The 12,241-nt window shown below is 43.6% G+C and carries 9 protein-coding genes; 8 read left to right on the plus strand and 1 reads right to left on the minus strand.

What is annotated here, in order from left to right:
- The 6 genes from pheT (at position 1) to ACYQ0Y_RS00720 (ending at position 6,928) form a co-directional block, all read left to right on the plus strand.
- Positions 1–2,412: a phenylalanine--tRNA ligase subunit beta gene (pheT, locus tag ACYQ0Y_RS00695; RefSeq protein ID WP_407882081.1), complete on the plus strand. Its 2,412-nt coding sequence runs from the start codon at positions 1–3 to the stop codon at positions 2,410–2,412.
- A gap of 300 nt (positions 2,413–2,712) precedes the next feature.
- Positions 2,713–3,837, plus strand: coding sequence for an endolytic transglycosylase MltG (gene mltG, locus ACYQ0Y_RS00700; protein ID WP_407882082.1), 1,125 nt, complete (start codon positions 2,713–2,715; stop codon positions 3,835–3,837).
- Positions 3,838–3,860: 23 nt separating this feature from the next.
- Entirely contained in the window at positions 3,861–4,535 is a 675-nt protein-coding gene (gene udk, locus ACYQ0Y_RS00705) for a uridine kinase (RefSeq protein WP_407882084.1), read from the plus strand.
- A 238-nt stretch (positions 4,536–4,773) separates the two neighbouring features.
- Positions 4,774–5,256 carry a transcription elongation factor GreA gene (gene greA / locus ACYQ0Y_RS00710; RefSeq protein ID WP_407882086.1) on the plus strand — a complete coding sequence of 161 codons (483 nt, stop codon included), beginning with the start codon at positions 4,774–4,776 and terminating at the stop codon, positions 5,254–5,256.
- 248 nt (positions 5,257–5,504) lie between these two features.
- The gene (locus ACYQ0Y_RS00715; protein ID WP_407882088.1) at positions 5,505–6,506 is read left to right on the plus strand and encodes a lipid II:glycine glycyltransferase FemX; all 1,002 of its coding nucleotides are present in this window, start codon (positions 5,505–5,507) and stop codon (positions 6,504–6,506) included.
- 116 nt (positions 6,507–6,622) lie between these two features.
- Positions 6,623–6,928, plus strand: coding sequence for a HesB/YadR/YfhF family protein (locus tag ACYQ0Y_RS00720; protein WP_407882090.1), 306 nt, complete (start codon positions 6,623–6,625; stop codon positions 6,926–6,928).
- A 159-nt stretch (positions 6,929–7,087) separates the two neighbouring features.
- On the opposite strand, the gene ACYQ0Y_RS00725 is transcribed toward ACYQ0Y_RS00720, so the two are convergent.
- On the minus strand, positions 7,088–9,733 hold the full coding sequence (locus tag ACYQ0Y_RS00725; protein ID WP_407882092.1) for a YfhO family protein: 2,646 nt from the start codon (positions 9,731–9,733) through the stop codon (positions 7,088–7,090).
- A 257-nt stretch (positions 9,734–9,990) separates the two neighbouring features.
- Here ACYQ0Y_RS00725 and ACYQ0Y_RS00730 point away from each other — a divergent pair, with 257 nt between their 5' ends.
- On the plus strand, positions 9,991–11,982 hold the full coding sequence (locus ACYQ0Y_RS00730; protein ID WP_407882567.1) for a peptidoglycan D,D-transpeptidase FtsI family protein: 1,992 nt from the start codon (positions 9,991–9,993) through the stop codon (positions 11,980–11,982).
- Positions 11,983–12,090: 108 nt separating this feature from the next.
- On the plus strand, positions 12,091–12,240 hold the full coding sequence (gene rpmG / locus ACYQ0Y_RS00735; protein WP_081495844.1) for a 50S ribosomal protein L33: 150 nt from the start codon (positions 12,091–12,093) through the stop codon (positions 12,238–12,240).
- Position 12,241: the final 1 nt, after the last annotated feature.

Consider the following 12,241-nt stretch of genomic DNA (forward strand, 5'->3'; position numbering starts at 1 on the left):
ATGAAAGTTTCAACAGATTGGTTAAATGACTACCTCACCCTGGATGTGGACCCCAAGGTGCTAGGTGAAAAAATTGAACGTACAGCGGTCGAAGTTGACCGCGTCTATAAGATGAGTGATGGCATGAGCAAGTTGGTAGTTGGCGAGACCTTGAGTGTTGAACCCCATCCAGATTCAGATCATCTGCATATTTGTCAGGTTGATGTAGGCGAAGCTGAGCCATTGCAAATTGTCTGTGGGGCCCCAAATGTGGCCACCGGTCAGAAGGTGATCGTTGCCTTGCCTGGTGCGTGGATTGGCGGCCATAAAAAGATTAAAAAGGGGAAAATGCGTGGTGTCATTTCATATGGCATGCTATGTGCCCTACAAGAAATTGGCTTTGATGACAAGATCGCGCCGCAATCGTATGACGATGGGATTTATATTTTACCGGCTGATAGTATAAATGGTGAATCGGTGTTCCCAATTTTGGGGATGGATGATTCAATTATTGAAACAGATTTAACGCCGAACCGTGGCGACATGAATTCCATGAATGGGACGGCTTGGGAGATCGGGGCAATCTATGGACAAACACCAAAGTTACCCCGATTTGAATTGACGGAAGCCAATACCCTGCCGTCTGCTGAACGAATTAGTGTGAAAGTGGACGCCAAATTAGCCCCAACGTATAAAATGCGAATTGTCAGTGATGTTAAAGTGACGGCTAGTCCACTGTGGTTACAGCGACGACTATGGGAAGCTGGCATGCGGCCGATCAATAATATTGTTGACATCACTAACTATTTGATGTTGATGTATGGACAACCGTTGCATGCATTTGACTATGACAAGTTAGCTAGTCATCAGCTGGTCGTTCGCTTGGCTCAGGCTGGTGAGAAATTGACTACATTAGACGGCGAAGATCGACAACTACGAACTGATGACATGGTCATTGCCGACGATAAACATGTGATTGCATTAGCTGGTACGATGGGTGGGTTGGATACTGAAATTGATGAACACACCACAACCATTGCCATTGAAAGTGCTATTTTCGACCCAATTCGAATTCGGAAAACCGCTCGTTTCTTTAACCTACATTCAGAAGCTTCCATGCGATTTGAACGTGGTTTGAATCCAGACGATAATCAAACGACGTTGGACCATGCAGCTGCCTTAATGGCGCAATTAGGCCAAGGACAGGTGGCACCAGGGACTGTGGTGGGCAGTCAAACTGCCGTTGATCCGATCACTATTTCAGTCACGCTCACTAGGATCAATCATGTTTTAGGAACGAATTTGGCCCTTCAAGATGTGCAGACCATTTTTGACCATTTGAATTTTCCAACGACTAATGATGGAGAAACATTTATGGTTTCTGTACCCGCACGTCGTTGGGACTTACACATCGAAGCTGATTTGTTTGAGGAAGTCGCTCGACTCTATGGCTATGATAACTTACCATCGACTTTGCCAGCTGGTGTCACCACACCAGGTGCCTTGACACCGCAACAAACGACTTTACGCGCCGCCCGCCATTTACTAGAGGGGGCTGGTCTAAATCAAGCGATCAGTTATGCATTAACGACCGCAGATAAGGCGTCGTCGTTTATGATGCGCACTAGTTTACCAACGCAACTTAATTTTCCAATGAGCAGTGATCACACGACCGCGCGAATGAACTTGATCAGTGGCCTGTTAGATGATGTTGCTTTCAACATTGCCCGTAAACAAACTGATGTGGCTTTGTACGAGCAAGGTCGGGTCTTTTATCGTGAGGGTGATATAATTCGACCGTTAGAGGTAGAACATATCGCCGGGGCGATCACAGGATCACTGACACCAAAGACTTGGTCCGCAGAGGCCCAACCGGTTGATTTCTTTACCATAAAAGGGATCGTTGAGTTGTTTTTGCATGATCAAGGCTTACGTGAAACCATTCGTTATCAGGCCACTGACCAACGACCAGAGATGCATCCTGGTCGGACAGCAGATATCTTCTTAGGTGAGAATTTAATTGGCTTTGTCGGTCAAGTTCATCCGGACACAGCGGATCAATATAAGATTCCTGTTACGTATGTATTTGAATTGGATATGGAAGCGATTATGGACGCTGCTCACAACAATCAGCAATTTACGCCGATTTCTAAATTTCCAACAGTGACACGTGATATTGCGATCTTGGTCGACGAAACGGTCACAAATGAAGCCATTGTGGCGGCCATTCATCAACGAGGTGGTGCCCACTTAGCCGATGTCGCGTTATTCGATGTTTACCAAGGTGTTCATTTACCTGAGCATAAGAAATCGTTAGCTTACACGTTGACTTATCAAGATCCGCGGGCGACCCTAGTGGAGGCTGATGTGACGAAGGCTTTTGACAAGGTGGTTAAAGAACTCGAAACGAGTTTTAATGCTGAAATTCGTTAACGGCAATCAGGATCCTGTAGCTGGACAAAGTTTTAGGACAAGTAAGTGAAGGCAGTTACGAAAAGGTGAGTCCGCTTCATCGTAATGTGAATCAGAAAAGCATCGATTACGTCCCGAACTGTTTTGGGGGTGATCGGTGTTTTTTAGTGAGCTTACACGGCTAGCCATTTATGTGAGTGAGGTACACTTTAGTTTGGTTCTGATTATTTCAATCCCGTGTCATTCATTGGGAATGATGGTGTTACGATTATTTTTTCGCTACAATATAAAAAGTGATTTTATAAGAGGAGGAAACTTTTTATGCAGCGCAGTGAACGTCGCCGCAATCGTCGTCATACCGGTCGTAATTGGCTTATCGGCATTTTTATTGCCGTCATTATTATAATTGTGGGTGTCGTCGTTGGGCGCAATGTGAGCTATTCGAATAACTTAAAAGCCGTTGATCCGAATAGTCATAAGAAAATTCAAGTTGAAATTAAACAGGGCGCGACTGCGACTCAAGTGGCGACCAATCTAAAGCAAGAAGGCGCGATTAAGGACGCGACTGTTTTTACAAAGTATATTTCCGATCACAATTTGGCCAATTTTAAAGCTGGTTATTTTGTATTACGAAAGAATATGAATGTAAAACAAGTGGCGACGGCCTTAAACGGTGTCGGTTCGGATACGCCGTTACTCACGAATGCGAAACATGCTTTATTGATTACAGAAGGCGAATCGGTGGATCAAATTGCTGCTGCATTGCCAAAACACTCCCGTTACTCAAAGACTGAATTCATGAACTTAATGACGGATCAATCCTTTATGAATGCACTCGCGCAAAAATATCCCGACTTGCTGAGCTCAAGTATGTCGGCAACTGGAGTTCGTTATCATTTAGAAGGATACTTGTTCCCGGCCGTGTATGATACGAGTGAAGCGAAGAGTTTGAAGGGGTTAGTTGAGCAGATGGTTTCAACGACTAATCAGCGTGTTCAGCCATACTTAAGTGCCTTTAAGCAAGAAAATTTAACGGTTCAGCAGGCGTTAACCCTCGCATCGTTAGCGCAAAAAGAAGCAAATTCTCCTTCTGATATGCAAGAAGTAGCTGGCGTCTTCTTCAACCGAATTAAGGCACAAATGCCTTTGCAATCTGATGTTTCTGTCCAATACGCGTTGCAAACCCATAAACCGAATTTGTCCTTGGCCGACCTCAAAGTTGATTCACCTTATAATTTATATGCGAATGCTGGTTATGGCCCGGGTCCCTTCAATAATCCTGGCACAGCAGCTATGAAAGCAATTGCTGCACCAACAGACGAAGCTAAGGGTTACTTATATTTTGTGGCCAACATGAAAACAGGTAAAATTCATTTCTCCAAGACCTTAGCGGAACAAAATGCTTACACAGCTAAGTACCAAGATGACAATAATAATCAAAAGTAATCGGGTGAAAGGAAGTCGTGAAGATGACTGAAGTAGCTAAACGGCCCATCGTTATTGGTGTTACAGGGGGATCTGGTAGTGGTAAAACCACTGTGAGCCGGGCAATTTATAACCAATTAGCCGGGCACTCACTATTAATTTTGCAGGAAGATTCCTATTACAATGACCAGTCTGAGATGACAATGGCAGAACGACAAGCGGTCAATTATGATCATCCATTAGCTTTTGATTATGATTTGATGGTCGAGCAATTACAGCAATTGATCCATTATCAGGCCATTGATAAGCCTGTTTACGATTACAAAGCTTACACGCGTAGTTCTGAAACGGTACACCAAGAGCCGCGTGATGTGATCATTCTAGAGGGAATTTTAATTCTGGATGATCCACGATTACGTGATCTGATGGACATCAAAGTTTATGTTGATACTGATGACGATATTCGAATTATTCGCCGGATTCAGCGTGACATCAGTGAACGAGGTCGAACGTTGGATAATGTTATTGAACATTACCTGGCAACTGTAAAGCCGATGTACCACCAATTTGTCGAACCGACCAAGCGCTATGCTGATGTGATTGTTCCAGAGGGTGGCGAAAATACTGTTGCGATTGACTTACTTTCCACTAAGATTCGCGACATTTTAGCCAAAGACGGGAAGGACAGTCAATTCAAACAGGCTAATCAGCAAAAATAAGTAATGTCTTTTTTTGAGTAAAAAGTATTTTTGATGGCTTTTGACCACCCGGCAAAATGGGATTGGTTAAAGGCTGTTTTTATAATGGTTGGCGTACTTGCGGGGTTCGTCCGCCGTATCTATTTTAAGTTAAATGGTTTAAATCCGGGTCTTTTTTCCCTAGAGCGTTTACAAGCTTTATTGTGCATGGTAATCTGATGACTGTCGAAATTAGTTTCAAAAGGAGTTTATCAAGATCATGGCTGAAGAAAAAACATATCCAATGACCGAAGAAGGTCGTAAACAATTAGAAGTAGAATTAGAAAATTTAAAAACAGTTACTCGTCCGCAAATTATCGAACGAATTAAAATTGCACGTGGTTTCGGGGATCTCTCTGAAAATTCAGAATATGAGTCTGCCAAGGACGAACAGTCTAACATTGAAAGTCGCATCTCACTGGTCGAAAACATGTTACACAATGCTGAAATTATTGACAGCAATGCGGTGGCCGCTGATGAAGTTTCTTTGGGCAAAGCTGTGACGTTCAAAGAATTACCAGATGAGGAACCAGAAACATATACCATTGTAGGTGCTGCTGAAGCCGATCCAATGACAGGCAAGATTTCCAATGATTCACCAATCGCTCATAGCTTAATTGGTCATAAAGTGGGTGATGAAGTTGAAATTGCGATTCCTGCTGGTTCAATGAAAGTCACGATTTTATCAGTGGAAAACGCTTAATTAACTTTTGGTCAAATAGGATAGATATCCGGCTTTATTAACGTGAGTAAGGCATGTTTTTGAACGACTGTCTTCCTTTGGGGGAGGACGGTTTTTTATTTAGTTTTGTCCCCTAGTTTAACTGGTCGAGCTAATAGTCAGGAGCAGGCGCCAGGTTGTGTTCTGATTTTTTGGGATTTGTTGCCATCGGGGAAGTAGGATAAACTAAGAGATTGAAGTTTAGCAGAATCGGAAAGGACCTTAAATCTATGCCTGTTATTAATGAACATGACCAAGTGCAAATGGCGCGATATACAGATTTTGTCAGAAATGCGCCGTTTACTTCTGTTACACAAGACCCAGGTTGGGCAGCTATTAAAGACAATTGGGAGCCACTACACGTCACCTTAGAACGAGATGGCAATATCGTTGCCGCCATGTCTATCTTGATGATTGAAAATGAAGCTGGTGGTAAGTTAGCGTACTGCTCAAAGGGACCTGTTTGTGATCCAACAGATGTCGCTACCATTGATGCACTAGTCGCTGAAGCTGAACCGGCGCTGATTGCTAACCATGTTTATGTTTTGCGAATGGATCCAGAAGTGCCATTTGACGAGGCGTTAAACCAGCAATTTATTGAACATGGCTATCGAGTTCGTAATCGCAATGTAGGCATGCATGATACGATCCAACCACGTTTTAATATGGTGATGGATTTAAAAAATCAAACGATGGATGAGGTCTTGATGACCTTTCGTCCAAATACGCGCCATGATGTCCGGCACTCGATTAAACCAGAATTAATGGTTGAGGCCGGTTCACAGATGGCAGAAATGGATCGTTTCTATGCGCTTTACGAAGAAATGAGTCATCGTCAAGGGATTATGTATCGACCACGTGACTATTTTGATCGAATGGTCACGGCATTTGCAGATACTGATATTTTACGGATTTTTGTTGCGCATTCCCAAACGCAAGATTTGGCCGCTGCATTGGCATTTAAGTATGGTGATAAACTTTGGTATATGTATGGTGGTTCGATTAACGCTGAACCAAAATTATTGGCGCCTTATCGATTGCAGTGGGAAATGATCGGTGAAGCACTTGATGCACATAAGAATCGTTATGATTTAGGCGGCGTTTTTGCCCTTGATAAGAGTGATGGCCTGTGGCTGTTTAAGCATGGGTATGTTCGAGACGCAACTGAATACATTGGTGAACTAGATCGAGTCTATGATGAGGTTCAATATGCAAAGTTTGTGCAGGGGTAAATAAATTAAAAGCCGGTATTCATGGGGCTTGACGTAATTTCATTTGTTTGCTTTCACAAAGATTTGTGATAGAGTTAAGCCATTGAAAGCGAATTCATTATGTGGAGGCAGTTAGCATGCAAATTACGGTTACAGACGCTGCTAGTAAATGGTTTCAGACCGAGGTTGGCCTGGAACCAGGCGACGGCATGAAATTTTATGGGAAGGTTTACGGTAAGACTCCTGTCCATGAAGGCTTTTCCATGGCAATGGTGCCTGATAAGGAGCCAGATCGGCCCGTTGCTGAAACTGAAAAGGACGGGATTAAATATTTCGTGAACTACGGCGACGCTTGGTTTTTCGAAGGCTATGATTTTGTGATTGATTATGATCCCCAGACGGATGAGCCTATTTATCAGTATGTTGCTCAACCTGAGGCTTAAACAATCGCTATCGGATGGCATTAGCGACCAGTTGATTATTCAATAATTGAATTGATTCTAAATAAAAAATCACGCTGTTGGCGTGATTTTTTCGTGCAGGTGGATGACCTTGAACGGTGCGGGTGGTTTGCTAATTTGTTTTATGCTGAGAAAATTGATTTATCCGGTAACATGGTGATACTTTTTTTGCCATCGTTGAAACCGAGGGACAAATTCCACGACCAATAACGAAGCAACTGATAGCCCGATACCTAACCACAACCCGGGTGTTTGATAACGAAACTGGATTTTATGATGGCCAGGCGTTAACTTGATTGCCATGAATTCATCAGCAACAGTAAATGGCCGGATCGAATGACCATCGACCATGATGCGCCAACCAGGTTGGGCGGGAATGGAGGTCATGAGGATTGGTTGTTGCGCAGTTGCAGTTACGGTACCAGAGACATGAGTGGTCCCCCAACTTGTCACGGTCAGTGGATGTTGCTGCAATTTGCTAATACCAGCTGCAAATGATCGCTGGGGGAGGTGATAGAGCGTCACGTTTTGCAACCACAGTGCTGGTTTCTTCAAGTGAAATGTGATCGTTTGTGGCTGGCCCTTTTGCCGATTGGCCAGATTAACTAAAACTGTATTTCGAAATGTATCAAATTGCGCTAGTGGGCGATCATTAAGCGTGATTCGCACATTTTCTTTCTGTAGATTAGCTCCCAAAGACAGATAATAGGCATCATCAGTAGGCGGCGTGAACGTTAAGGTCATGGTGGCGGGTCGTTTAAGGTTACGCTTTGTCAACGTGCTTCCCGTGATATTGGTGAGCGAGTTGGTATTATGAAATGACACTTGATCAAAATTGACGGCTTGGAAAAGTTGTGACGTAGGCTGCTGGCCTAAAAGGGCGTCCCACAATTGATTCTGGTTAGTCATTGGATCGCGCATGATGTCTTTTAGTTTTTGGGTGGTCCCCGCAGCCATAAAGCCGATTCCTAGCGCATTTGGATTACGATATGTTGTTGTTTGAGGTAGTTGCGTGATAGCGGTGTATCGATGCAAATCGGGCTTCATGGTTAACGCTGGTAAATCATCTGCGGTGGATTTGTGACCAGGTAACGGTGTCTCATTAACGCTCCAGAAATATTTAAAATTAAGCAAAGCGTCCATAAATTGCGTTCCGTTAGCATAAGTCACAAAGCCATCACCATCCGGATTACCGGTAAGATCGTAAAAACCGATCGTTTTTCGTTCCAAAGTGGACCCAAAGTGAGAACCACCAGCGTAGTCGCCCTGAAGTGGATCATCTTTGGTTCGCTGGAAAGTGCTACCGATCCGATAAAAGCCAGCGTCGGTTTTTTTAGTTGTCTGACTCGCGGTATCGAGCGTATCAGTGTAAACGGCAAACTGACGCTGAGGCACATAGCTAATTTTATTGAGTGATAAGACGGCATTGGTGCCTAAATCAGCAATCGTCAAGATGAGGATAAAGGGACGCAACCAAAGATAATGTCCAGGCCACGGTGTAAAACAAATTAAAGCAATCAGCATGATGATAAAACCAGTTAGTAACTGACCAACTGTCAAAAAGTTAACTTGGCGGAGATTAACATAGCAATAAGTGGTCACGGCGATGAGCAATAGCAACGTGACTATAATTGTTCGCCACTTTAAAGCAATTTGTTTAGGCCATGCGATGGCACTTAACCACACGAGCCAAAAACAAACAATGAACGAAAAGCGATAAGGGTACCAAATTGGAAATTGTCCGGCGTGCCACAATAGGTTTAGGGGCGTATAACAAACTGACAGTCCCAAGATAGCTGTTATTAGGCCGGCAGCCAGTTTAACCGGCCATTTAACCGATGATTCAAGGAAAAAGGCGATGACTAGGATAATCACGACGGCGCCCACGAACAAGTTGGGCTGACCTTTAGGCATTTGAGCAAAGTTAAAGCTACCAGGGAAAAATTTGCCTAACATTTTCGGTGGAAAATAATCGAATTTCCACTTAATTGGCGCTAGCGTGTAGCTAGTTTTGCTGAGTTGTAGGGCCAGATAAGTCGGAATTAAAATGAAACTGGCTAAGCCAACAGCGAGTATTGAACTGCTCAGATACCTGAGCGTCGCTCGGAAGACTTGGCGACGATTTAAACGGTGCCAAATGATACTAAAGATCAAATAAAGTAGCGTGAACAAACTGATCATGTACGCCATGTAATAGTTGATGATGAAAATGGCGGCTAACCAGCCAATGTAGGGCAAGTAACGCTGGTTAACAACGAGTTGTTCAAGACCAAAAACAACTAATGGAAGTAAAATCAAAGCATCGAGCCACATCAAATTTAACTGGTTAGCGATGGTCCATCCGCACATTGAGTAGGCAGTGGCAAGGGTCGGCAATCGCCAACTGTGTTGGAGGTTGAGTCGATCTAGGACCCAAGCTAGGCTGAGACCAGCACAGCCGTATTTTAAAACAGTGATCAATAAGACCCCACTACTGAGCCCACCTTTATAAAAGGGTAATAAGCATAAATTAAAAGGACTCATTAAGTAATAGGCCCACAGGCTAGTTGTTTCGCCACCTAAGGCTTTACCGAAACTATAAAAAAAGTTGCCTGGTTGGTGTAATAAGGTATTACGAAAGAAGGCAAAGAAATCAATATATTGCTGTCCCATATCGACGGTTAGCAAAGAGCTGTTGCCAAACGGCGCCATTCCTCGACTAGCAAAGTAGCTAGTCATGAACAAGGCTGGAATCAAGAAGCTGAGGTAAAGCGGCCAGTGATCTTTCAAATTTAAGTGAATTTGCAAAGGGATCAATCCTTTCTCGCGTTTGAAAAAAGCATAAAGTTTAGCGTCGCCGCTTTAGCTTTCGCGTAACATCATTTACAATGATAGACGATTGCTTTAAGACGACAAAGTCATTTAGCTAGAATTACAACACAATTTAAAGTTTTTAGACGACAAATGGTGTCAAGATAAGGTAGGTTGAAGCTTCCGTGTTTAATAAGTTTATTCAACGACGACGAGCAAATAGTCATCAAGATGATCAGACTGTTCGAATTCCCATGCGCTTGAACTTGCTGCTAGTGATTGTCTTTTTGCTATTGCTAGCGCTTGTGGGTCAGATGGCATATCTTCAATTACAAAATGGAGCGGCTTTCAAAGCGGAGGTTAACCGAACTGACAATACAATTGAAACTAATAATGTTCAGCGAGGAATGATTTATGATTCTACTGGTCAGGTTCTTGTAGGCAACGAGGCGCACCAGGCCATCAGTTATACTAAGGGTGTGAATGTCTCTTCTGCTGATATGTATCAAGTTGCCAATAAATTGGGTCGCTATTTAACTATCGATACGAGTTCACTGACGGATCGACAATCGGCAATTTATTATTTAGCTGACCCCGCTCATCAACAAGCCATTGCTAAAAAAATTCCCAAGGCTAACGTATTGAGTGCCAACGCATTAGCTGAGGCCAGTGAGGACTATGTGGCCAAACATTTTGACAATTTTTCAGACCGTCAGAAAAACGCGGCGGCTATTTTCACTAAAATGAATGGTGCCTATGCGTTGTCAACGACATACATCAAAGAGAGCGATGTTTCAACTGCGGAAATTTCACAAATTGGCGAACATCTTTCTGAAATGCCTGGCGTTAAAACGTCGACGAGTTGGTCCCGTTCATATCCATCAGGAAATTCAGTCAAAAGCTTTGTGGGCACAGTAACTAGCGAAAAACAAGGTCTGCCTGCCGACGAGGTTAATATTTTATTATCTCAAGGTTATTCACGAAATGACTCAGTTGGCTCCAGTTATATTGAAAAAGCGTATGAACCGATTCTAAAGGGAACAAAGTCGCGGACATCCGTTGAGGTTAGCAGTGGTGGTAAAGTAACCAAACAAATTCAAGAGTACGCTGGTAAGAAGGGATCTAACTTGGTCTTAACGGTCAACTCTAAGTTTCAAGATGCCGTGCAATCAGAGATTGATAAACAATTACCTGGCGGGACCTGCCAAGGCGCTTACGCGGTCGTGATGAACCCTAAAACAGGCGCTATTCTTGCGATGGCAGGGGATTCACGAAACCCCAATACTGGTAAAGTTACAACGGATGCTTTAGGTGCCATTAATCAACCAATTGTTATGGGATCTGTGGTGAAGCCAGCAATTATTACTGGTGGATTTGAAGCCGGTGTAATTACACCTAGCAATAATACGTTGGTGGATCAACCAATTGTGTTAACAGGAACATCGAAAATTACTACGGACTGGAATCAAAACCAAGAAATCCCGATGAATGCCGCAATGGCCTTAGAAACTTCATCGAACTCATATGCCGTGCAGATTGGGATGAAGATGGCTGGTTTCAAATATACACCGGGTGAATCTGTCAATAATGTGCCAACTTCAATGTTTCAAACGCTGCGTAACAACTTCAGCCAATACGGATTAGGTGTTAAAACCGGCATCGATTTGCCAGGAGAATCAGCAGGACTGAAGGGCCTTTCAGGGCGCAAACAAATTGGTTCTGCATTGGTAGAGGCGTTTGGTAACTATGATGCTTACACGACGTTACAGTTGGGTCAGTACGTTTCCACACTGGCTAATGGGGGTTACCGCATGCGTCCATATCTGGTTGACCAAATTCGAGGCACTAATAAGAACGGTGGGTTAGGGGCAGTTGAATACCAAGCTGAACCGCAAGCTTTGAATTATGTAGATGCTAGTCCAGAGGCCAAAGCTATCGTTAAGCAAGGGATGTATCAAGTGGTTAATGGGACATCCGCTCACCGGACCGGGGCCGACGTATTGCAGAAAGTGAAACCAGGGATTGTTGCCAAGACCGGGACTGCTGAAACGTTTGTGAACGGTCAACAAACGGTCACTTCCAGTATCATCACTTATGCGCCAACTTCGGATCCACAAGTCGCAATCGCGGTGGCGGTGCCTGGATTGCCAGAAACAACTGCTTCGTACCTCGTCAACCAGAACATTGCAGCAGAAATTTACAATCTGTACTGGAAAGATGTTCAAAGTGACAATGGATTTAAATAGTGAACGGCGTAAAGACACAAAAAATACTAGTCATTTGTAGCAAAAAATGCTAAACTTGTTCGAGTTGAGGCGTCTTCGCCAATTTTCAAGTAGAGTGGAGGGTTAAAGATGCGCGTACACATTACCTTAGAATGCACCGAATGTGGTCGACAGACTTACTTGTCATCAAAGAATCGGCGCAACAATCCAGACCGGATTGAGTTAAACAAGTATTGCCCTCACGATCGCAAAGTTACTTTGCACCGTGAAACTAAGTAAT

The organism is Furfurilactobacillus curtus (assembly GCF_054657915.1).

What these genes read in the sequence shown, in the direction of transcription:
- pheT (WP_407882081.1), top strand. Translation starts at nt 1, where the DNA reads ATGAAAGTTTCAACAGATTGGTTAAATGACTACCTCACCCTGGATGTG.
- mltG (WP_407882082.1), top strand. Translation starts at nt 2,713, where the DNA reads ATGCAGCGCAGTGAACGTCGCCGCAATCGTCGTCATACCGGTCGTAAT.
- udk (WP_407882084.1), top strand. Translation starts at nt 3,861, where the DNA reads ATGACTGAAGTAGCTAAACGGCCCATCGTTATTGGTGTTACAGGGGGA.
- greA (WP_407882086.1), top strand. Translation starts at nt 4,774, where the DNA reads ATGGCTGAAGAAAAAACATATCCAATGACCGAAGAAGGTCGTAAACAA.
- ACYQ0Y_RS00715 (WP_407882088.1), top strand. Translation starts at nt 5,505, where the DNA reads ATGCCTGTTATTAATGAACATGACCAAGTGCAAATGGCGCGATATACA.
- ACYQ0Y_RS00720 (WP_407882090.1), top strand. Translation starts at nt 6,623, where the DNA reads ATGCAAATTACGGTTACAGACGCTGCTAGTAAATGGTTTCAGACCGAG.
- ACYQ0Y_RS00730 (WP_407882567.1), top strand. Translation starts at nt 9,991, where the DNA reads ATGCGCTTGAACTTGCTGCTAGTGATTGTCTTTTTGCTATTGCTAGCG.
- rpmG (WP_081495844.1), top strand. Translation starts at nt 12,091, where the DNA reads ATGCGCGTACACATTACCTTAGAATGCACCGAATGTGGTCGACAGACT.